The organism is Runella sp. R5_40 (genome assembly GCF_057652295.1).
The window spans coordinates 70,489-94,263 of record NZ_JBYFCH010000015.1 but is presented as its reverse complement, the minus strand read 5'-3'; the positions used below and the strand labels follow the sequence as shown (position 1 = coordinate 94,263).

The 23,775-nt window shown below is 43.6% G+C and carries 16 protein-coding genes; 6 read left to right on the top strand and 10 right to left on the bottom strand.

Translation table 11 applies throughout. From position 1 onward, the window contains the following. The first annotated feature begins 41 nt into the window (after nt 1–41). Nucleotides 42–596, top strand: a complete 555-nt coding sequence (locus tag AC23N5_RS21675) for a GNAT family N-acetyltransferase (RefSeq protein WP_487757221.1) — start codon at nt 42–44, stop codon at nt 594–596. Here AC23N5_RS21675 and AC23N5_RS21670 read toward each other — a convergent pair. Further along, nucleotides 593–1,510, bottom strand: coding sequence for a sugar phosphate isomerase/epimerase family protein (locus tag AC23N5_RS21670; RefSeq protein ID WP_487757220.1), 918 nt, complete (start codon nt 1,508–1,510; stop codon nt 593–595). The two genes, AC23N5_RS21675 and AC23N5_RS21670, sit on opposite strands and share 4 nt — an antisense overlap. A gap of 191 nt (nt 1,511–1,701) precedes the next feature. Between AC23N5_RS21670 and AC23N5_RS21665 the strand changes: the two genes are divergently transcribed. Then, nucleotides 1,702–4,533, top strand: a complete 2,832-nt coding sequence (locus tag AC23N5_RS21665) for a TonB-dependent receptor (RefSeq protein WP_487757219.1) — start codon at nt 1,702–1,704, stop codon at nt 4,531–4,533. Nucleotides 4,534–4,618: 85 nt separating this feature from the next. Continuing rightward, a complete protein-coding gene (locus AC23N5_RS21660; RefSeq protein WP_487757218.1) occupies nt 4,619–5,515 on the top strand; it encodes an SDR family oxidoreductase in 897 nt (298 codons plus the stop codon). 253 nt (nt 5,516–5,768) lie between these two features. Here AC23N5_RS21660 and AC23N5_RS21655 read toward each other — a convergent pair whose 3' ends face one another. From AC23N5_RS21655 to AC23N5_RS21635, 5 genes are all read right to left on the bottom strand, one after another. Then, entirely contained in the window at nt 5,769–7,220 is a 1,452-nt protein-coding gene (locus AC23N5_RS21655) for an MBOAT family O-acyltransferase (RefSeq protein ID WP_487757217.1), read from the bottom strand. Between the two features lie 69 nt (nt 7,221–7,289). Beyond that, entirely contained in the window at nt 7,290–8,282 is a 993-nt protein-coding gene (locus AC23N5_RS21650) for a glycosyltransferase family 2 protein (RefSeq protein WP_487757216.1), read from the bottom strand. After that, a complete protein-coding gene (locus tag AC23N5_RS21645) occupies nt 8,264–9,907 on the bottom strand; it encodes a hypothetical protein (RefSeq protein WP_487757215.1) in 1,644 nt (547 codons plus the stop codon). Before AC23N5_RS21645 ends, AC23N5_RS21650 begins: the two co-directional genes overlap by 19 nt. After that, on the bottom strand, nt 9,907–11,328 hold the full coding sequence (locus tag AC23N5_RS21640; RefSeq protein ID WP_487757214.1) for a DUF6056 family protein: 1,422 nt from the start codon (nt 11,326–11,328) through the stop codon (nt 9,907–9,909). The genes AC23N5_RS21645 and AC23N5_RS21640 overlap by 1 nt, the downstream gene beginning before the upstream one ends. Nucleotides 11,329–11,363: 35 nt before the next feature. Further along, nucleotides 11,364–12,344: a glycosyltransferase family 2 protein gene (locus AC23N5_RS21635; RefSeq protein ID WP_487757213.1), complete on the bottom strand. Its 981-nt coding sequence runs from the start codon at nt 12,342–12,344 to the stop codon at nt 11,364–11,366. A gap of 350 nt (nt 12,345–12,694) precedes the next feature. Here AC23N5_RS21635 and AC23N5_RS21630 point away from each other — a divergent pair, with 350 nt between their 5' ends. Next, a complete protein-coding gene (locus AC23N5_RS21630; RefSeq protein ID WP_487757212.1) occupies nt 12,695–13,639 on the top strand; it encodes a 3-oxoacyl-ACP synthase III family protein in 945 nt (314 codons plus the stop codon). A 190-nt stretch (nt 13,640–13,829) separates the two neighbouring features. Here the strand turns inward: AC23N5_RS21630 and AC23N5_RS21625 are convergent, their stop codons facing one another. The 4 genes from AC23N5_RS21625 to AC23N5_RS21610 form a co-directional block, all read right to left on the bottom strand. Beyond that, the gene (locus AC23N5_RS21625; RefSeq protein WP_487757211.1) at nt 13,830–14,690 is read right to left on the bottom strand and encodes a 3-keto-disaccharide hydrolase; all 861 of its coding nucleotides are present in this window, start codon (nt 14,688–14,690) and stop codon (nt 13,830–13,832) included. A gap of 24 nt (nt 14,691–14,714) precedes the next feature. Further along, nucleotides 14,715–17,360 (bottom strand): DUF7133 domain-containing protein, encoded by a 2,646-nt coding sequence (locus AC23N5_RS21620; protein WP_487757210.1) that lies wholly within the window; start codon nt 17,358–17,360, stop codon nt 14,715–14,717. 255 nt (nt 17,361–17,615) lie between these two features. Then, on the bottom strand, nt 17,616–20,141 hold the full coding sequence (locus AC23N5_RS21615; protein WP_487757209.1) for a DUF5686 and carboxypeptidase-like regulatory domain-containing protein: 2,526 nt from the start codon (nt 20,139–20,141) through the stop codon (nt 17,616–17,618). Between the two features lie 215 nt (nt 20,142–20,356). Then, nucleotides 20,357–20,794 (bottom strand): DUF2452 domain-containing protein, encoded by a 438-nt coding sequence (locus tag AC23N5_RS21610; RefSeq protein WP_183973033.1) that lies wholly within the window; start codon nt 20,792–20,794, stop codon nt 20,357–20,359. A gap of 332 nt (nt 20,795–21,126) precedes the next feature. Between AC23N5_RS21610 and porW the strand changes: the two genes are divergently transcribed. Both porW and rpsO read left to right on the top strand, forming a co-directional pair. Continuing rightward, entirely contained in the window at nt 21,127–23,355 is a 2,229-nt protein-coding gene (gene porW / locus AC23N5_RS21605) for a type IX secretion system periplasmic lipoprotein PorW/SprE (protein ID WP_487757208.1), read from the top strand. An 81-nt stretch (nt 23,356–23,436) separates the two neighbouring features. Continuing rightward, nucleotides 23,437–23,706: a 30S ribosomal protein S15 gene (gene rpsO / locus AC23N5_RS21600; protein ID WP_122934319.1), complete on the top strand. Its 270-nt coding sequence runs from the start codon at nt 23,437–23,439 to the stop codon at nt 23,704–23,706. Nucleotides 23,707–23,775 lie beyond the last annotated feature (69 nt).

Sequence of the window (23,775 nt, the reverse complement as noted above, 5' to 3'; positions counted from 1 at the left end):
GTTACTTTTACGGCCATTCTACTTTTTAACCCGTTAGCGACATGTCGGTGATTTTTACTTCTGCCCAAAACGACGAAGATTTACGTAAGGTGTTGGAACTTCAACGCCAAAATTTATACAAAAATACCCCGTCAGAATACCAACAAGACCAAGGTTTTACAACGGTCGAACATTCATTTGAGTCCATCAAAAAAATGAACGATGCCTTGCCCCAAATCATCGCCAAAGACGGCGACTTGTTGGTGGGCTATGCCTTGGTGATGCCCCGAACTTTCGGGCAACTCATTCCCGAATTGGTGCCGATGTTCGACATTATTTCGGGCTTGTCGTACGACGGAAAGCCGTTGAGTGAGCAACGTTATTACGTCATGGGGCAAATTTGTGTGGCGCAGTCGCACCGTGGACAAGGGATTTTTGATGGGCTGTATGCCGAACATAAACGCCAATTGTCGGGCGAATTTGACTTGTGCGTTACCGAAATTGCCGTACGAAATACGCGCTCGACGCGGGCGCACGAGCGCGTAGGTTTTCGGACGATACACACCCACGAAGACCACATCGACTTGTGGAACATTGTGGCGTGGGATTGGCGTTAGCCTTTCATGGCTTCGCGCAACATCGCAATGCTCTTGCGTACCCCCGATTCGGCGGGTTCTTTGCCTTCAAACTCAAGGGCCACGTAGCCTTTGTAGTTGGCTTGGCGAAGGATATTAAAAATACGTTTATAGTCTAAGTCGAGCGAGTACCACTCGCCGCCTCCGTAGTAGGTTTTGGCTTGTACAAAATTGGCGACGGGGGCTACTTTCTCTAATTTGGCGTAAGGGTCTTCCAAAAAATTACCCGTGTCCATCAACACCCCCAACCAAGGCGAATCAATCGCTTTCCGAATGCGCAACAATCCTTCTGGCGTAGAGGTAAGTCCCCAGTGATTTTCGAGTGCCAACATCACCCCACATTCGGCGGCTTTGGCGAGGCATTTTTCGATGCTATCAATGCACCATTTGAAGCCGTCGTCTTCGGTGTAGCCTGGCAAGATGGGTTCTACGCCCCGCTTGGCCATGAGTTCATCAAACGATTTGATGGTATTCCAACGCCCCGAATTAAGACGAATCGACGGAATGCCCATTTTGTACGCAAGCTCAATGCAGTGCAAAGTATGGTCGATGTTTTTTTGGCGCTCGGCGGCGTCGGGCGAAACGAAACTTTGGTGAATCGACAAACAAATCAGGTCCACGCCGTTGACGAAAGCATGGCGTTTGAGCTTTTGGAGGTAAGCGTTGTCCTCGCTGTCCATTTGGCGGTGCAAAATATCCACTCCTTCGATTTCGAGGCGAGCGGCTTCGTCAATCACCGTTTCGATGGGTACTTTGGGCGTTTTGAAATGCCAGTAGGAATAAGAGGCAAGTCCTAGTTTGTAAGGGGCGACGGCCGCTGGGGCTGGTGTAGGAGTGGGGAGCGACAAGGCAGCGCCGCCCAAGGCTGTTTGTTGGAAAAAGTCGCGACGATTCATGAGGGGAAAAGGATGTTTTAAGATTTAGGTTACAAGTAAAGCCAATATTTCTTAAAGCCCAAAAACGTCAAAATCTTTATCGGTAAATCCCCCCCTTATCGTCGGTGTTCTTGGGCGTTTCATCGCTTTTACCGCTTCTGCGACTAAACTTTCTGCTATTTCAACTATCCAATTGTGAAATAACATACACCATGACAAAAATACGTTACATTTTTGCCCTTCTTTTTCTATGTTCAGCTAGTTTGGCGGTAGCCCAAACGATTGAAGTAAAAGGCCGCCTGATTGATGCCAACGACAAATCTGCGCTGATTGGCGCCAATGTACTCTTGATCAATACGGCCGATTCAACCTCACGGTTTGGAGTCGTTGCCGATACGTCTGGGCGGTTCTTATTCAAAAACATTCCCTCGGCAAGCTATCGGATGGTGGCTTCATATATTGGTTATATCTCGTACGACCAACGCCTTAATTTTCGTCGGACTAGTCCTGATTTGGGCGAAATTGCCCTTAAACCTGATGCGCAGTTGTTGAAAGACGTCATTGTAAAAGGGGTAGCGGAGCGTGTTGAGCAAAAAGGCGATACCACTGTTTATAATGCCAGTGCTTTTAAAGTCAACAAAGACGCTAATGCGCAAGATTTGTTGGAAAAAATGCCCAACATCACCATTGAAAACGGTCAGGTAAAAGCCCAAGGAGAAAACGTACAAAAGGTAACTGTCGATGGCCGTGAGTTTTTCGGAGATGATGCAACATTGGCCTTAAAAAACCTTCCAGCCGAAGTAATTGATAAAATTCAAGTGTTTGACCGCCTCAGTGACCAAGCACAGTTTACGGGGTTTGACGATGGCCAAACCACCAAAACCATCAATATTGTTACGCGTTCAGACCGCAATAATGGTCAGTTTGGGAAAGCTTATGCAGGCTATGGCACCGACAACCGCTACATGATAGGGGGAAGTACCAATTATTTTAAGAAAGATACCCGCATTTCGCTCATCGGGATGTCTAATAATATCAACCAACAAAACTTTGGCACCGAAGACTTGCTTGGGGTATTAGGTGGCTCAGGAGGGGGAGGCCAAGGCGGCGGCGGAAACCGTGGCGGTGGCGGCGGTGGTGGAAATCGCGGCGGCGGCGGTGGTGGAAATTTTGGCGGTGGAAATGCCTCTGATAATTTTTTGGCAGGACAGCAAAGTGGTATTACAACGACCAACGCAATTGGGTTGAACTACTCTGACAACTGGGGGAAAAAGTGGAAAGTGACGGGTAGTTACTTTTTTAATAATGCTAAAAACACCAACACAACGGATTTGGCACGTACGTTTTTTACAACCCAAGGTGCAGGCCAACTGTATGATGAAAATTATTATTCGTCAAACAATAACTTTAACCACCGCGTAAATGCCCGTTTGGAATATACCATCAATACCAAAAACTCGGTCATCATTACGCCTAGATTTAGCCTGCAAGATAATACCTCGTTCAGTAGTTTATTAGGAGCGAATAGTTTGAGTGGAAGAGCGCTAAACCAAACGCAGACCAATCGCCAAAATCAAAATGATGGGAATAACTGGGGAAATACGATTCTGTGGCGTCACCGTTTTGGAAAAATTGGCCGTACGATTTCAGTAGGATTGACCACTTCATCGAATGCCCGCGTCGGTGAATCGTCGTTGAAGTCAACCAACCGTTATTTCGGACGTTTGACGGCTGATTCCTTGCAAATTACCGACCAACAAACCGAAAGCAGAGGAAATGGCTACACGGTTTCGAGTACTATTTCTTTGACCGAAAATGTAGGTCGGGGTGGGCAATTACAACTCAATTACGTGCCATCGTACACCAAAAATTACTCGGAAAGAAATACCTACAACTATAACCAAGCAACGAGCGAATACAGCTCGCCTGATTTGCGCCTTTCCAATGAGTTTGATAATACCTACATGACCAACCGCTTCGGTGGAAGTTATCGTTTGCGCATCAAAAAAACGATGGTGACGGCCGAATTGAACTACCAAAATGCCCAACTCGTTGGAAAACAGACGTATCCAACAGAATTTGAAGTAAACCGTTCGTTCAATAACTTCTTGCCATCGGCGATGTTGATGTACCGTGGAAGCGATGGCCAAAGTTTGCGAATCAATTACCGCACTTCCACCAATGCACCTTCTATTAGCCAATTGCAAAATGTGGTGGACAACTCTAACCCATTGTTGCTCAGAACGGGTAATCCTGACTTGAAGCAAGAGTATAACCATAATATGTCGCTTCGGTACGGAATCACAAAGGCAAAAACCGCTCGTAGTTTCTTTATCAATTTGAATGGGTCGTTTACCCAAAACAATATTAGCAATACTACCTTTATTGCTACCAGAGATACCGTGGTTGCAGGCTTTACTTTGCGGACTGGCTCCCAATTTACCCAGCCCGTCAACGTCAACGGAAACTGGAATGTTCGCTCATTTATTACGTACGGAATGCCGCTTACGTCGCTGAAAAGTAATTTGAATTTCAACATCGGAACAGGTTATACCCGAACCATAGGTTTGATTAACTTTGTGGAAAATATTGCAAATACCCAATCAATTACGGGAGGACTTGTTTTAAGTAGCAACATTAGCGAACAACTTGACTTTACTTTGTCGGTCAATGGTAACTACAATACCGTGAAAAACTCTCTCCAACCTGCGCTTGATGGGACATTCTATTTCCAAAATAGCAACTTCAAAATTAACTGGGAGACAAAAGGCGGTTTCTTCGTTAATACGAATATCAATAATACGTTTTACACGGGACTTGGACAGGATTTTAACCTTAACTTCACCCTCTGGAATGCGGCTGTAGGATACAAATTCTTGAAGAATCGAGCAGGAGAGTTGAAAATAAGTTCGTTTGACGTACTTCGCCAGAACAATAGTGTAAGCCGTAACATTACTTCCTCCTATATTGAAGATGTTAGGACGCAAGTTTTGCAGCGTTATTACATGATGACATTCACCTACACCTTGAGAAATTTTAGGTAAATCGTCCTTATTTTTTAATCTTATTTTAATGCCAAACCACAAACTTAATGTTTGTGGTTTGGCATGAGGTACTATCTTTGCGCGTATGAAAACAATTCTTGTGACAGGTTCTAACGGTTTGTTGGGACAAAAATTAGTAGAACTTCTTACTCAACAGTCTGATAAAAAGGTTATTGCTACGGCACGCGGCGAAAACCGTCTTCCTTTTAAAGAAGGGTATGACTATTTTTCAATGGACATTACCAAGCCTGAAGAAGTCGCATCTGTCATCCAAAAAACGATGCCGGATGTAATTATCCACGGAGCGGCGATGACCAACGTGGATCAGTGTGAATTTGAAAAAGAAACGTGTTGGGCACAAAACGTAAAAGCCGTTGAATACATGGTAGAAGCGTGCAGTAAGCACGATATATTTCTTTGCCATGTATCGACAGACTTCATTTTTGACGGTGCCGCAGGCCCATATACCGAAGAAGGAGAAGCCAATCCGTTGAGTTTTTACGGATGGAGCAAATACGCTGCTGAAAAGGTAGTTCAACATTCGGGCATTCGGTGGGCAATAGCTCGGACGGTATTGGTCTATGGTATTGCGTTTGATATGTCTCGTTCCAATATCATTCTTTGGGTCAAAAAATCGTTGGAAGAAGGTAAAAACATCAAAGTAGTAACCGACCAATGGCGTACGCCTACCTTGGCCGAAGATTTGGCGATGGGTTGTTTTTTAATTGCCGATAAGGAAGCCGAAGGCGTGTTTAATATTTCAGGGAAGGATTTGCTAACTCCCTACGAAATGGCGATGATGACGGCCGATTATTTTGGGTTAGACAAAGGCTTGATTGCCGAAGCCGATTCTTCTAATTTTACCCAACCAGCGAAGCGACCAGCGCGTACGGGCTTTGTTTTGGATAAATCAAATGAAATTTTGGGATATAATCCACATACTTTTAAAGAGGGTATTGCAATTTTAGCATCTCAGTTGTAAATTGCCTTCGCTAATGTAGTTTCTTTGTTTCTTGGAGTTTATATATCCAGCCTGTGGGTTTCGACCCACAGGTTTTTTTGTGCCAACTGTGTGCCTGAGGTGTGCCTTCGGTTTCTCAAAGCCAACTGTGCCTTCGGTTTCTCAAAACCGAAGTTTCGTGTGTCAGGTTTCTCAAAACCTGACTTGCTCCTTACCGTCAGGTTGTGAGCAACCTGACACACGGGATGTGAGCAACCTGACTCACGATAGTTTCCTAAAACTGAAAATAGATAAACTGATTGGAGTCGAAAACGCCAAAGAAGTAGGTTAAGACGGATACCGTAACAAAGACCGTCCAGAAAACAACGTTTTTGCGGGTCGGAATGTGTAAAACGTAGTGCTCTTTAATGAGCAAAAGAAGAATAAGCCCTACCGAAAACCACATTTCAACGTTGTTGAGCGCTGCTTGAAGGGGTTCATGAAAGGAAAGTTGCGTCATTTTTTTCAGAATAATAAAAGAATGGCGAACTTCTTCTCCAACGGTAAGTTTGGGATTATCGCCGACGGCAAAAAATACCCACGTCAGCATCACAAGTAAAAAAGTAATAGCTGTTTGGAGGTAAAGATACCAAGTAGCTTTGGGCAGTGTGATGTTCCACCGTTTTAAGTATTTGTCGCGAATAGAGGCGGCAACCAAATAGCTTCCGTGTAATCCTCCCCAAATGATAAAATTCCAACTAGCTCCGTGCCAGAGTCCACTTGCAAGAAAAACAATGAAGCGGTTGAGGTAAGCCCTTCCTTCTCCTACGCGATTTCCGCCGAGAGGGATGTATAAGTAGTCTCGAAACCAAGTCGATAGCGAAATATGCCAGCGTCCCCAAAATTCAGCGATGGACTTTGAGAAATAAGGAGTGCGGAAGTTTTCCATGAGGTTGAAACCCATGACTTGAGCCGCTCCCAAAGCAATGTCAGAGTAACCCGAAAAATCGCAATAGATTCGGAAAGTGTAAAAGAAGGTCGCAACCAACAACGTAAGTCCGTTGTGATGCTGTGGGTCTAGGTAAGCTGGGCCAGCCATCAGGGCCAGGCGGTCGGCAATAACGGCCTTTTTGAACAAACCAAAAGCCATTCGCGTCAGGCCTGCTTTGATGTTTTCCCAATCGTAAGCATGATTTTCGTGAAATTGATGCAGCACGTTTTGCGGGCGCTCGATGGGGCCAGCAACCAGTTGCGGGTAAAACATCACATACAGCGCATAAATCCCAAAATGCCGTTCTGCTTGCTGATTTCCACGATATACTTCGATGGTATAGCTCATGGCCTGAAATGTATGAAACGACAAGCCAATGGGTAAAACGAGGTCGGGATTTAGGTGTTTTAGGATGGGCAAACTCCATTCTAAGCCCACTTTCCACGAAACGGCGTTGAAACTTTCGGCAAAAAAATCGAAGTACTTAAAAACGGCTAAAATTCCGACGTTGGTAAAAATACTAATAACCAAAAGCCATTTTCGTTTAGTCCCTTCGGCAGACGCAATCCAAATTCCTGCAAAGTAGTCGATAACAATGGTGGCAAACAGAATTAAAATATAAATCGGTTTGAAAACCAAATAAAAATAACAGCTCGCAAGCAGCAACAACAGCCAACGCAGGTTTCCGCGCAGGCTATAATAGGCAAGCGTAACAACAATAAAAAAAAGCAGAAATTGGACCGAATTGAAAAGCATGGCTTGATTAAAACCGAGAATGTTGGACCGAAATAGTTAAAATACTAAACTGACAAGCGGCGTATGACATTACCTTGTCTCATTAGTTAATTTGTTTTTCGGTTCGTTTAATTTTCCCTCAACAATCGTTTCTTTCACAATAAACAACGGGCGACCTTTGGATTGGAAGAAAATACGCAATACATATTCGCCAATGATTCCCAAAGCCATAAGCTGAACGCCACTGAACAAAATGATGACGAATAAAAGAGCAGTGAAACCTTCAATGACATCAGCAAAGAACAGTTTTTTAGCAAGCACAACGATAAAATAGACCAATGCTATACCAATAGAAACACCCCCTGCCCGTGTCATAAACGAAATAGGGAATTCGCTGAAGTTGAAAATACCATTATACGCCAAACGGAAAAGTTGTTTGAAAGTATATTTCGATTCGCCTGCTACCCGTTCGCTTCGCTCGTATTCGTATCCAGTTTGTTTAAAACCAATCCAAGACCGCATTCCGCGTAAGAAACGACTTTCTTCTGGCATTTGGTTTAACACATCTGCTACGCGCCGACTTATCATGGCAAAATCGCCACTATCGAGGGGAATATCCACGTACGAGATTGATTTCAACAAACGGTAAAACAGAAAATAACCTGTTCGCTTAATGATATTTTCTTTACGCTTACGACGAACAGCATAGACCACATCGTACCCTTCTTGCATTTTTTGGTAAAAATCGGGTAAAAGCTCAGGCGGGTCTTGCAAGTCACCATCAATAATAAATAGCGCTTCTGTCCCCCTTGCTGCTGCCAAACCCGCTGTAAGGGCAAGCTGGTGGCCGTGGTTGCGAGATAAAAATACACAATGAAAACGACCGTCGGTCAACGCTAGTTGGCGCATTTGAAGGGCCGTATTGTCGCGACTGCCATCATCGACCAACACCACCTCAATCCGAAGCGTGAGGCTGTCCATGAGTTTGGTGAGGCGCTCTACCAAGTGAGGAAATGATTCCGACTCGTTGTAGAGCGGAGCTACGATGGATATTTGGGGTGTATTCATGCCTTTTTTTTCCATTCAAGGGGTTGATTGTGAGTTGATTGTGGCTTGCCGTTTCTGACAAGGACAAACTGCATTTGGTACGTTCCAGGTTCAACAGTCGCATAAGGAATGAGCAGTGTAGTGCCTGTTGCGTAGCGTTTGAGCCAATTATGGCCTGTATAAAGTGTAGGTTCAAGTTTAAATAAATACTGCCGACGGTTAGATTGCAACGAAACGTACAACGCTCCATTCATTTCGGTAGTAAAGGAGTAGGTTTCTTCTCGAATCAACAAGCCATCTGCTTGATATTCAAGCTGTGGTTTAATCGGCAAACTCGTCGGTGTTTGGAGTGATTGGATAACGGGGGCAAGGGTAGTAGGGTAGTGGTAAATTCCCTGTTGAATGCTGAATTTCATCAATGAATCAATGTACTGAGCAGCAGGTGTATTAGGCGTGAATCCTAAGCCAAAACCGTTGTGTTCTTGGTTAAATGCCCCAGCTAGTAGCGTTTTACGGCGTTCGTTGATGGTAGGCCAGTAATGCAGCAAACTCAACCCCCAAATGCCAATTCCTACCGCTAAAGCCACCTTAAAGTGGGTTTTCTTGGTTTGTTGACGGTTCAACACGAGGTAAAATCCGTAAATAACCATTAAAAACAACGCAGGATAGATTTTGTAATTGCTGACAATCATGACAAAATACCCAAATCGAGGCCGCAGAAAAGCAATAATACTGGCATTGGCCAACAAATAGGTACTGACACCCAACAAAAACAGCAACGCCTCTTGATGGGCTAAAGTACGTTCTCGGAACAATTTCCACACTTTTACTAAGGCAACTACGAGTGCTGCTATCATGCCCATCCCGCCTATCGTTGGCAAGATAGACCGTTGGAGTGTACTGCGGTCGGGGAAGAAATCGAATAAACCCCCGATAAACGTAAAAAAGCCAAAAAATGTCTGGTGAGGGTGCTGTAGAAAATAGCCGAAACTTGACTCGTTGTTCAAGGTTTGCATTCCTCTAAAATACAAAAAAACAGCAGCCACGCCCGCTACTAACCACGTTAGGAGCAGTTTATAGCGGCCCTGAACAAACAAAATAACCATACCCGCTGGCCACACAAAAATGCCGTTGCTCATGGCAAAATTGGCACAAAACCCCGTCAATACTGCCCATCCAAACTGTTGTTTACTCAAAAGATAACAGGTGAGACTCACAAAGAAAATGACGGGTAAATGTTGGAGCGCTGTGATAGCCCACAGGCTAGTCATGTGGTATTGCAACTGAAACAAAAAGAAAAGTAACGGAATAAGGTATTCCCACTCAATTTTTTGTTGCCGAAAAACCGCAATAAAAATAGCCAATGTTCCTAGCGTGAAACCAAACCCTAGCCAGTGCAGAAAGGTAAAGTTTAGTTCACCGAAAAGCCAATAATAAACCAAAGCTCCCAGCTTACCAAAAATCATTCGGTGCTCATTGTTGGGTTGAAAAATGAGCTGTAGTTGAGTCGATAGGTCGTTGCTATTTACCCATTTACGCAAAAAGTCAGGAAATGGGTCGAAGTCGTCGAACCAAGGCACATTGACGGAAAACTGGGCCAGTGTAACCACAAATAATCCAACTGGTAAAGCAGCAAGAAGACCAAAAAGAACTTTACGCATCAGGGAGTGGCTTTAAGTACAACTGCTTTTTTACCGAAATATCCCCCCATGCACTTGCTCCACCAGTGTTTGGGATCGGGATTGGCGTCGTCCAAATAAATTGATTGGGGTTTAGATTGCAGCGGGGAAACATAAACAGTATCACCTGGCGTGCTTTCAATATAAGCGTAGCGAGCTTTTAATTCTTGGTCGTAAGCAGCAGCCCGTCCCCGTAGCCAGTCGCCATATACCATTCGTAAGTTGCTGCTAAAGAGGGTGCTTACTAAAATAAGTAGTGCCAAAACGGCTTTGATGGAAGGCGGTAAATACCAATGTTGCGCGCCTAAAATTTGGTTGTTGTAGAGCCAATACAAGACGACGGAGAGCGTGTAAAACCAGCCCAACAAAAAGTAAAAATAAACTGAGTTGATGACGCGAGGGGCAGGTTCAATTCCAATACCGTAGTAAGAAGGAAAAATTTGCACAAACAAAATGCCCAAATAAGTGAGTATGACAATCCAAATAGGCACCCTGAAATAAGGAATAGCGGTGGTATATTTGTCAAAAAGGCGAGGTAAAACGGCAATCCAAAGAATCGAAAATACCAAAAGCGGAGTTCTGAAAATCCAGTCGATGCTAAGTTGAGCCAATTTTTTGAGTGACTGTAGCGTCGAAAGGGTAAAATTTCGACCTTCAGGGTTTCCATTCATGCGGAGGACGTTGCCAGGGGAGGTAAAGAAAATGTAGCACGAAAACACGGCGACGATGACCATAAAAAACGCCAAATTGTCCCACGTACGACGAATAACAAGCTGGTAACCAAACCAACCTGCCACTAGCAGCACCATAATCGTAAGGTTGGTTTCGCTACAACCAATGACTGCGAACACCAAGAATCCAGCAAAAAGGGCAGTGAGTTTTTGGTGCATTCCGTTGGGCTGTTGGTACATACGTATCATCACCGTAAGCCAATACAAAGTAAGGATGTTAGGAACGGTATAAGTGACAAAAGCCGCCATCCAGTAAAAAGCCTCTACAATGCTCATGATTTTGAGGATAAAGAGCAGCATAATCCCACCCGTAACACCCAAAATAGCCCAACGGCTCCATTTCGTGAACAACTCTTTGCATAGCGCGTATAAACTACCCGTAAGTCCCAAAACGAGCAAAAAAGAAAGTAACTTAAAACCTCCCGCCCATTTGACCACCAACGGATTAGAGTGATTGAGAAGGATACCAAAGTATCTGCCCGTCCAACCTGTGTAATAAAAGTTCATGGCTTCAAAATAACCATACTTAAAGACCGTATCTATGTAGCAATAATCATCGACAGGAGAGGGGTGATTATAAAAAGACAACGCCAATAAAGGGACGATTGCCACCGCAAGTAGCCCAACATTGAAGAGGTCTTGAAAAAGAGGTTGTTGTAGTTTTTTTAGCATTGAATGCAGCTGTTTTATGACGATATCGAACGATTTTACTGAGCCGCGTCAGTTGTTACTTTCTCAATGATGTATCTAGGTCTGCCTTTTACTTCTTCGTAAATTTTTCCAACGTATTCCCCAATTAAGCCGAGGGCAATCATATTAGCCCCGCTAAAAAAGGTCATTGGAAGCACAATCGATGTCCAACCCGCTACCGTACTCCCAAAAAGGTACGAGACGCCAATATACACCCCAATGCCCATGGCAATTAAGAAATTGAATACGCCAAAATAGAGCACCAATCGCATTGGGAAAGTGCTGAAAGAGGTGACACCATTCCACGCAAAAAGGAGCATTTTTTTGAGCGGGTACTTGGTTTCACCTGCTTCTCGCTCAAAACGTTTGTAAAAAACCTTCTCGGAACGGAAGCCGATGAGTGGAATAATACCCCTCAAAAACAAATTAACTTCCTTAAAATGGGAAAATTCTTCTAAAATACGGCGATCCATGAGGCGAAAATCGGCGTGGTTGAATACCACAGGCACGCCCATCCAACGCATCACTTTATAGAACCCTTCGGCGGTGGTACGCTTAAACCATGTATCTGAACTTCGGTCGTCGCGCACGCCATAAACTACCATAGCCCCGTCATGGTGTTGGTCGAGCATCTGACCAATGGCCTCTACGTCGTCTTGCAGGTCAGCATCAATCGTGACAAAGCAATCGAAATCCTGAATATGGTGCATTAGACCAGCTAAAATAGCACTTTGATGGCCAAAATTTCGCGAAAGTTTAATCCCAATGGCATGGGTATCCGTGTTGCAAATGTCGTCGATAAGTTGCCAAGTACGGTCACGACTTCCATCGTTGACGTAACAAATCTTACTTTCAGTGGCAATTTTACCTTCTTGAACCAACCGAGTACGGTACTGCTGAAGCGTACGATGTGTTTTAGTAAGAATTTCTTCTTCGTTATAGCAGGGTACTACGAGTAATAATTTGGTTTGAGGCATTTGCGATAAATCAACAGTCATTGGAATTTGGCAAAAATACGGCACTTTCCATAACCGAGCGTCATTTAGGGCAGAGATTTTATTTTTCGGGGGAAAAAAAAATGATTGAAGGTGGGTTGAATGGCTGGTTATAGGAAGACGTTGAACCCCAGTTTTTCGGAATTATTACGTAGCTATCGAACTTTTCTGTGGTTTTTGGGTTGAATGTATTGGCCTAAGTTTGTTTAAAAGTAAGTAAGTATTGAATCTCCAAAAGAAAATTGTTAGGATTTATTGACGACTTTCTTGTAAGATTTTAATATTTTGTACCACGTTTTCTACGAAATGTTTAACTTTCGGCCATAAATAGTTAGGTATAAACCAACCCTTGTATGTTTCTTCACCAAGTGGCTCACTACTTGCCAGAACAAGTAGTTGATAACGAACATTTTACTAAACTCAATGGGCTGTCTGATGAGTGGATAGTGCAGCGTACGGGCATTCAGCTCCGACGCAAGGCAGCCTCGGCCGAAAACTCCCACAGCATGGGGGTCGAAGCTGTAAAGTCATTATTGGATAAAATTCAAATTGATATATCAGAAGTTGATTTAATCGTAGGTGCTACATATACTGCTTATGATACCATTGTTACGCTTGGTCATGCGGTGCAACATTTTATCGAAGTAGCGGATATTCCTGTGGTGACGATTTCCTCGGCTTGTTCTTCATTATTGAATGCCGTAGAAGTAGTGGAGGGTTATTTTGCCATGAATAAAGCGTCAAAAGCGTTGGTGATTACCTCAGAGCATAACACTGGTTACTACAACGAAACGGATACCGTATCAGGGCATTTGTGGGGCGACGGGGCAGCGGCTTTACTCTTTACAAAAGAGCGTGTAAGTGATGGGGATATGGAAATGAGATCCTTGGTGACAGGTGGTGCTGCTACCAGCGGGAAAGCCACGGAAGCCGTGGTATTGCGCCCTAACGAGCGTGGAGTGATTATGCCCTTTGGACGAGATGTGTTTATTAATGCTTGTACCTACATGCCCAAGGCTAGTTTAACGGTACTTGAAAAATGTGGCCTAACGGTGGAAGATGTGTCTTATGTTTTGCCACACCAAGCTAATTTGCGCATTAGTATGAATGTAATGAATACGCTTGGCTTGCCCGAAGAAAAACTAATCTCGAACATTCAATACCTTGGAAATACGGGCTGTGCGGGTTGCGCCATTGGGTTGTCTGAACATTGGAGCCGTTTTCAACCAGGAGACCATATTGTTATTACTGTTTTTGGAGGTGGATATTCGTACGGAGCTATGTTGCTTCGGAAATAACCGATACTCTGTGGAGGTTTTCTTACTCGTGCAAAGGGTTTCTCAAAACCCGATTCATTGTAGAATGGGTAGCTTCCGAAGTTGATTAAAGTATAAATAAAAAGGGGGCGGAAGCCCCCTTTTTATTAGTTCACCTTGGTCGGGTTGTGAGCAACCCTTTGCACAGTGCTTTGAGCCCCACACCACAACATTATTTTTTCTTCTTCCCATATTGGCAAGTCGAATTGTCTTCTTTGACGTAGTACGACTTGAAATTAAGGGCTTTAGGGTCCATGCAACCTTTTAAGTTCAATAATTCTACTTTTCTAAATTCAACGGGGTGACTTTCACTTTGGAGCGAGATAGAGCCGTGGTCGAGAAGTTTTCCGTTAACAAACAGATTGGGGTCATGTCCGCTCACGTTGCCGCCTCCCCACTGAGGTTTGTTGTATTCCAACACTTTTTCACCGTTGGCAAAATGCTGAATGAGCGAGTCGCCTAAAACTAACACTTCAGCCCGCACCCATTGGTCGCCGTTGTAGGTTTGTGACGTAGAATTGATGCAGTGTTGGGTGATTAATTTGCCGTCCATCACAACGTTTGTTCCAGGAGTACACAAGTTACAAGTAGTGCGTTTTTTGCCGTCACCACCAAGTAATTGAACTTCGATAGACGCAGGAAAATCTTGGTCTTTACCCATCGAAGCGGCCGTTTGGCCGTGGACCATGATGCCGCTATTGCGCCACGCCCAGCCTTCGCCTTTGGGGGCTTGCTCACCTACAAAACGATACTCAACCGCAATGCGGTAGTAAGAAAAGTCGCCTTTGTAGAAAATATGGCCGTATTTGCGTTTAAAATCATCGTATTGGTCATAGCGAACGACCATTTTCCCATCTTCAACCCGAAACGTTTGGCCAAAGTTGTCGTTGAGGTCGTTCCCACGGATTTTAATATCCCAACCATCAAGGTTTTTACCGTTGAAAAGTTGCTGCCATTCTTGTTTGTCGGCCTTTTTTTGTCCAAAAACAAACGTAACACAAAGGCTTAAAAAGACAATTACTGCGTATTTCATATCAAAAATAGTTTGAAAGGTAGGTTACTTTTGTTGCGACAAAAAGGTTAACAATGAGGCAAATTCCTCGTAAGAGAGGGCATTGACCAAACCCGAAGGCATCATTGATGTTTCCATTTCTTTGCGACTAACGATGTCGGCAGTTTTAATGGTATAAACTTGTCCAGCAATGTCTCTCAAAACAACGCGGGCCGACGATTCTTCGGTGATAAAACCTGAGTAAATTTTGTTGCGTTTAGCTGTAATAGTCACCGATGCAAAACCCTGTGAAATCGAGGCGTTTGGCTTTAAGATTGACTCTGCAATTTGCTCACGGTTCATAATCGAACCAATTTGTCCCATAAATGGCCCTTTCATGGGTTCGCTTTTTGATAAACTGTGGCAAGCGATACAACCTTGCTGCGTAAATAGCGTTTTACCTAAAGCTGCATCACCTTGGATTTTGGCCATGGCAAGCATTACATCTTCAATCGAAGCTTCACCTACTTGTCCTTTTTTATTACGGATTTTGTCCAAATCAATCTTTACCTCTTCCTTCACTGCGGCGACTTCTTCTACCCCAAACTCAGGTATTTCCATGCGATGACGGCTGTTGAGATCCACAAAGAAGGGTTTGTCGTTTAATTTTTTCGATTCTTCAATCAAGAAATCTTTGATATTCGTCGAAGCTTCCCACGTAATGCCTTTATAATAAGGGCCGTGCGTGTCGGGGCGAGTACTCCACCACCACGAACCGTCGTAATCGGCTTCTTTTTTATACAAACGGGAAAGCGTAACAATGATTTGCTTTTTAAGGGCAGCGTCGTTTGATTTTTGGTAGGCATTGATCAATCCCGAAACTGCTTTCGGGTCGTGCATGTAGCGAAGTGCCCAAAGCGCAAGGGTGGAGTTTTCAGTACCAATGGCCTTCACACAAGCATCGACGGCGTTGAGAGTAACCAATGAACGCACTGCCACGTGAGGTAGAATAATCGCCGAATTAGGGGTTGCATGTGGCCCTTCGGTCCCCATTGCTGGTGGGGCAAAACTCGCTGGTACAGGTGTTTTAAGAAGTGCTTGTGCCGCATCAGCGTTTCCAAGACGACCAAGTCCGACAGTAGCTGCCAGACGGACGCGAGGAGAACCATCACTTAATGCTTGGATAAATGTACCACTTGAAACGTTAGAATTGTAAATTTTACGGTCGGCCAAAGCCCGAAGCGCATACTCACGCATGGCTGCATCTGAAGTCAATTTGGCTAAATTGTCATTGGCATTCACACCAGCGGCTTGAGCATACGTGTACATTGCTGCGATTCGTACGACCAAAGGAAGTTTAGCATTGGTTACCAACGCCCAAACAGGTTTTACAGTTTTGTCGGAGGGGCGGGTGAGAAGCTCTTGCTGGGCAGCTAGACGAGCCACGCCGCTTCCTGATTTTAGGAGGTCAACCAATTTTGAAATAGAAAGTTCCTGAGGGTTTTTGAACGATTTATACGTCCATTGTTTCGGAGTAGCTCTTACGACAAATCCTTTTTTTGGATTTCCTGAATAACCTGCCCCGTCCCAAGCTGAAAGGTAAGCACGACCCGAAGCGTCCACGTCCACGTCGGTGATTTGGGCTAATTTTACGAAACTTTCTTCTTTTTGGGTAAAACTTGGGCCATCGGCTGTCACGCGGTGAATGTACAATTGGCTGCGACCCCAGTCGGCCATCATAGGTACTTGGTTGTATTGAGCAGGCCAAGTGTCGTCGTCCATAAACAAAGCACCCGTTCCAGAGCCTCCGCCAACATCGATAAGTGCAGGGATGATTTCGTCGGTAAAGTGTTTGAATAACACAGGATAACCATATTCGCCAGACTGGATTTGGTTGCTGAACCGAACGTTCCATCCGCCGCCATCGTTGGTATTTCCACGGGCAAAAATATTCATGTAAGGGTCAATCGCCACGTCGTAAATGTTACGAAGTCCGTGAGTATAAACTTCCATTTCGGTGCCATCTGGGCGAACGCGCACAACGCCACCACCAAGCATGGTCATTTTTTTGCCACTTCGGTCGGTGGCGTTGTGGAAACCAAAATCGCCCACGGCAATGTATATCCAACCATCAATCCCCATCCGAATACCGTTGGTGGCGTGGTCGGTTCCGCGACTTTGTAAAAATTTAGGAGAGCTAATGTGTTGAATCAACGGGCTAGAAGGGCCATCAGCCACGCCATCGTGGTTTTTATCTTCAAAAACCACCAAGTCCATGCCCGAGGCGATACCTGTTTCTTTGGAAAAAACGGTATGTAAAACATAAACTTTATCGCCCATCGAAATAATACCACGAGGGTTGTCAACAGTAGCATATACGGTGTGGGAATCCACTTTGCCGTCGTTGTTGGAGTCAACCAATCGAACGATGCGGCCGTTGCCTGGTTTTTTCCCTAATGAACCAATCATATCGACACCAACATAGACTTCGCCCGTGGGTGCCACTGCCAAACAAGCAGGGCTAGGGGTGAGGTCGGCTCCTGCAAAGTGACTAATGGCCAGTTCGGCAGGCCAACTACTGGCATTGGGAAGCGAATCGGCCTTGGTGACGGTAACGTTTGTTAAGCTGTTGGAGTTTGTGTTCCAAAAAGAGGTGATGTTGAAAAGAAAAAGTAGAAAGACGGATAACGTCGCGAAGTAAATCTTGGACATTGTGGGTGTAAATTGAGTGTATTGGAAATGGATAAAATACAAAAAGGCGCAATTTACGCCTTTTTTACTTTAACTGTGCGGGAGGTTTCTCAAAACCACCCCGTCGTGAAATATTGGGTGTTGAGTTTGTTTTCTGAGGTTTTGAGAAACCTCGCAGCTCCGTGTTCTTTGTAGTACTTCACGATTTCTCATGAAAAATAAATCGAAAACAGGAACTTTAAACAGCCTCATCCGTAAAACTTTTAAAACACAACCCTAAATATTAAACCAAAACGAAAACTTGACCGCAAATGGCGTGACATTAGGGTTTTGGCGATAGGTGAGGCGATGAACCGCGTCAACTCTGAGTACCTTAAAAATATTGTCAATTGCGTATCCAACCTCTACGTAAGGTGTGTTTCCTAAGCTGTTAAATCCAAGGACTGTTTGACTCTGTGCGTTGGTGGGGGCAAGCAGATTCATATTGGAAGGGTGAATACTTCCATACAAAACTTTTGCATTGGCTAAGAATCGCCATTTAAGCCTTTTGATGGCGGGTAAGCGGTTAAAGAGCAGCCCTTCAAAATTGTGCTCGTACCGTAACTGAAGGTAACGGTCGCTCACAAATTCAAAGTAATTCATCAGGTTAAAGGCATTGTCAACGTAGAAAACTGACTCGTTTCCAAGTGGGGTATAGAGTAAGGGATAGGGGAGGGTGGATGGAATATATCCCATCGTTATGTTGTAATTGGAACGTCCCCAAATACCCACCCTAAAGCTTTGTTTAACGTTGAGCGACAAGCGATGGTAGCTAAAATCACTGTTGAGAAACCTGCGCATGCCAAGTTGATAACGAAGAACTACCAAAGGCCACTTTTGTGTACCTAAAGTTAACCGTTCATTTTCGTTATAAATGAAAATTTCATCTTTTCCCCAACGTGTTTCAAAAAATAATTCAGCCGTTTCGTAATTGCTCTGAATAGGTGACCGATCGCCAAGGGATGGGGCTGTTTTGAACGCAAAAGGGTAAATGGGCTGAAAAGTTCGGTGCCGTAGTCCAACCGTTTGGGTCAATCCTCTTATGAGTTCTCGCTTGAGGTAAGCAGAGGTGATTCCCTCAAAATACCCCCGCCGCACATTTCCCCACTTGGTTAGCGCCCCAAACAAAACGTTATTGCCAATCGCTTCGGAGGACAAACCTACGCGTTCGAGGTCATAACTATGGCTGATACCCCCAATGGTCCAAGGTTTGCGACTGAAAATATAATCAACACTAAAATTATATTTCCACTCTTTGTCGAGGGTACCATAGGCCGCCGAACCGCTCAATACCCATTTGCGACTGAAATCGGGGTTGGTTTTAGCACCAATGCGAAAACGGTGTCCTTCAACAACATTGTTTGAGTATAGATACAGAAACGGTCCAACGTCTATATTTACCTTCGGAATACGTTTATAGCCATTAACAAACATGTTAAATACTTCGATGTACGTACGCATAATTGGCACTTGCTTCACGGAGTCAATGAGCCTATACGCTGTTTGTTCGCCAGCTGTTAGGGGTTCGTGGCGTGCTTTGTCCCAATAATCAGCGGGGTATTCTTTGTAGCTTTCTGATAATTCTATGGGATAATCATAAAACTTGGGAGGGTGTGGTTTATTGGGAATAATGTTCCGATTTGAAGTATAAAATTTAACCAACATGCCTGCGGTGGAGTCGGTTAATTCGGCTACATCAATAAGTACCCGCGATTTCACGGGCATCCACGTACTATCACCAATTTGCTCGTATTCTTGTTGTAGTTTTATTTTTTCTACAAAATTAATGTTCGCGCTTTTTCCCACCGACGCATCTATTTGTACCAAGGCGTGACTGAGGGTATCAACCCAAAAAGAGCCACTAAAGGCCAAATCTTGTGGTCGTTTGGGTTCATAATCAATGTGATAACACCAGTATCCTGCTACAAAGGTGGTATCTATCAGATAATAGTCGTAGGTGTTTTTCCAACCGTCGGCAATGGGAGAATGAAAATCTTTATCAAGAACACTAAGCCAATTTTGGTAAAAATTATACTGTTGAAAAGACGAACCAATCATCTGTGAAATCAAGCTGCCGTCTGTGACAGCAATGCCAGATATCTTGGTTTTGAGAATATGTTCTTTCTTTTTTCGAGGGTCTTCGCGGAAATAATAGTTGGAAATGGATTCTGACAAATAGATAGGAATAACAGGGCGCCCATCTTCGCCCGCGATTTTATCAAATTGCTCAACAGCGCCTGTGATTTGCTTCATCGCTCTCCGTTTCTTAAAACGTTCTGAGAGATTGTCAACATCCACTTCTATTTTACTGTAACTTTCGTATTCGTACGCTTGGAGTCGATTGGGGTTGTGCAATGGTTTTTGCTTTACGACTCTCCTTAGAATATTATAGGCAGGGTTTTCGCCTGCGTAAACTTTTACTTCTTGCAGTTTAAATTCCGAGCCTTCAAGTTGGAAATCAATGGTTTGCGTGAGTTGATTGGGTACAATAGCTTTCATCCGTTTTCGATACGACATCGACGAAACTACCAATGAATCACCAATTTGGGTTGTTTTGAGGGTATAAAAACCCTCAAAATTGGTCGTCACTCCTACGGTTTTTCCTTTGATAGCAACCGCAGCAAAAGGCACTGCTTCGCCCGTTTGGGCGTCGGTGATTCTGCCCGAAATGGTGTAGGTGGTTTGACCAAAAGCTTCATTCCAACATAACAAAATGGAGATGAGTAAGGGAATAGCTTTGTTGATGAATAGATGTTTGATCACTGGTGGGTATGGTTGTTCACGGTCTGGTTTTCTTACAAGGACTCGTTAAAAATAAAAAAGTTTTAACGAATTGTCAATTTTTTGATAGCTCTACCTCTTTTTACGACAAATTGAGTGGGAAGCGTTGCAATTTTCAAAGTTGAATAACGAAAAATCCCTTCGCCGTATTGAGAAGCGAAGGGATTTTCATAGTCTAAGTAACGTTAGATGAAGGCTTAATCTTGGCTTTCGTTGTATTCTACGTGCCATGTATGGTCGGCGAGCATGGTTACTTTGGCAATAAAACGGCTAAATTTGTAGGCGCGTCCCCATTCATGTGGTGCAACCATCGACAAAACATCTTTTCCATCTTCCTTTTCATACACATAGTACGTTTCGTTCAAGACGGGTTCAAAATTCATTTGGGCACCGTAGATTCTTTCTGATACATCAACACGTTGACGAAGTTCTTTGGCTTGTTGTGCCAATGTCGCCATTTGTTGATAAATTTGGTTAAGCTGGCGCTCGGTTTGTTGACGCATGGCCAACACGGCTTTCCCTTTTGCTTTGCCCATGTCAACGGGCTTAATGACTGCTCCACCAACAGAGTGAGCATAGGCCATGAGCCCAGGGTTTTCGGCTACTTTATCAGGATTTATTGGATTTTGCTCCATTGGAAAAGAAATTATATTGACTTGTTCTTTAACGTAACAAAATTACATATTGTTTAAAATTGCTAGAGAATTAATGGCCTTTGGTTCGAAAAATAAATAATAAAAGTCTTATAAATAAACCTAAATAAGATATTTTATGTATATATTGTTTCCTGTAAAGATAAAATATGTTATTTGTGAATACATAAATGATGAGTACATTGTTTGACTAATTTATGTTATTTAAAACCATATTGGCATCACGATTGCATACTTTTAGTCCGTAGAAAACGTTACATTTACGGTTGAAAATCTAACAGTTTAAGAGCAAGCTCTTGAAAGTGAGTTATTTGATGAAAATTAGAAATCGCCTCTTTCCTTCTCAGTATTACCTTCCCCTTGTTATTTTTGGGGTTTCTGCACTATTTTTTGGCTGTTCTCAGTACAGCACAAGCGGTTTGAGCGTGGGGTATCACAACCTTACGGCCAAATACAATGCCTATGTCATCGCCCGTGATAAGATGAAAGAGGCGGACATTGCCCTGAAAAAAAATAGAAAAGAAAATTATAACCAGCTCCTTCCTATTTTGTACCCGTTGGACTCGATGGAGGCAAAAAGTGTGGATGCTCTTTTGCAAGATGTCATTAAAAAGGGGTCGTTGATTCCCGACCGTCACCAAAATAGCCGTTGGGTGGACAATGCCCTTGTTTTGATTGGCCGCGCGCGGTTATACAAAGGACAATTTACCGATGGGATTGAGACCTTGCGTTATGTCAATGCCAAAGGGAAAGATGATGATGATAAACATGAAGGCTTAATTTGGCTCATGCGTGCGTACGTCGAAACCAAAGACTACAACAGCGCTCTAAGCGTAGCCGAACACCTCAGAAGTTTGCCTTTGAACGAAAATAATACCCGTGATTTTTATTTAGTAAAAGCTTATTTGCACCAACAAAAGCAGGAGATTCCGTTGGCACTTGGGATTTTGGAGGAAACGTTTCCGTTGCTTTCTAAAAACGAAGAAACGGCCCGTATTCATTATGCAGCGGCCCAAATGTACGACCTTATTGAGAAGCCTTTGGCTGCCAATATTCATTACAAAGCTGTTTCCAAAAACAGACCTTCGTACGATTTGGAGTTTTTTGCCAAAATGAACTCTCTCCAGAATGAAGCCCTGACCAACTCCTCGATTTCTACCGAAGATGGCTTTAAAAAACTCCTGAACGACCGCAAAAACAACGACTTGATTGACCGCCTGTATTACTCGATGGGGGTGATTGAGACCCGCAAAAAAAATTATAAAAAAGGACTTGAATTCTTTGGAAAGTCGGTTCGTGAAACCACTACCAATACCACGCAAGTTCCTTTTACCTATTTGGAAATGGCAAAAGTGTATTACGATAAGCTTCAAAACTATGAGTTAGCGAAAGCGTATTTTGATAGTGCGCTTGTCTTGTTGCCAGTTGCGTCGCCGCAGCGCCAAAAAGTAGCCGAACGTAAGGAAGTTTTGGACGAATTTGTAAAGCAAATTACCACGATTCGGACGGAAGATAGCCTACAACGGCTCTCGCAAATGAACCCAGCAACGTTGGATAAATACTTAGATAAGGTAATTGAGGACGAGATTGCGGAATACAAACGAAAAGTGAAAGAGGCCGAAATGCTGGTTTCGCAAGCGCAGAGTTTGAGTGCCAATGCGTCCAATTTTGATGGAAATCCTGCCGAACGTTTTCCGTTGTATGATTTGACCTTGGTCAATACGGGTAAAGTGGAGTTTAGGCAGCGTTGGGGAAATCGAACGTTGGAAGATGATTGGCGAAGAAGTGCCAAAATAGCTACCCTAATGACTCCTGCCGATAACAACATTACGGCAGTACCAACAACCCCTGGCCAAGGAGCTACTATTCAGATTGCGGGAGATGATTTGGTGAAATTGACCAAAGACTCGCCCGAATGGAAAGCTAAAAAAGATGCGCTCTACCGTAATATTCCCTTGAAAAAGCAGGAGTTAGATGCCTCAAATCAGCGATTAGAAGATGCGCATTATAAATTAGGGAAGATTTATAAGTTTAACCTAGAAGAACCAGACAATGCAGTTAAAACGTTTGAGACTACTTTGTCCCGTTTTCCAAACACAAATTATAAACCCGAAATTTATTACCTGCTTTTCCTCACATCGGCCAAAAATAGCCAATCATGGAAAGATAAGTTGCTAGCAGAATTTCCAAATTCTTCCTTTACTCGCCTGCTGACCAAAAATGGCGGCGCTGTCGCAGCTTCAGGAAATATTGAGTTGGAAGCAATGAAGGACTACGAAAAAATCTTAACCCTGTATCAGTCTAATAATTTCTCAGAAGCCTATGCCCAGCTCGAAATGGCAATGGTCACCTATTCGGGTAGTAAAATTGAGGACAAGTACGCGTTGCTTCGGATTTATTTACTAGGAAAATTACAAGGAAAAGAGGCGTATTTGAAGGCTCTTAACAGTTTTGTGAAAGATTATCCTTCAAGCGCGCTCCTACCACGCGTTCGGGAAGTGCTTGAGTCGCAGCAATCAACATCAAGTAAGAAAAATGGTTGATTTTTAAAACAAAATCGTCTATCTTTGCAGGCGTTTTTGTTTTTTATATTTTTCACGTTTAAACAATCTGAGGTTACAATCATGTATTTAACATCGGAAGTAAAAAAAGACTTGTTCAAAAAATTTGGCAAGTCTGAAAGCGACACTGGTTCATCAGAATCACAAATCGCACTTTTCACTCACCGTATCAATTATTTAACGGAGCACTTGAAGCAGCACAAGCATGACAATGCTACTCGCCTTGGCCTTTTAAAGTTGGTAGGTAAGCGCAGACGCTTGTTGAACTATCTTCTCAAGAATGACATCAGCCGTTATCGTGCTATCATCGCTGAACTGAATATCAGAAAGTAATGCGATACTTCAAACAGGGAATGTCAGGCAACTGGCTTCCCTGTTTGTTATTTATCTTCACCTAAGTAA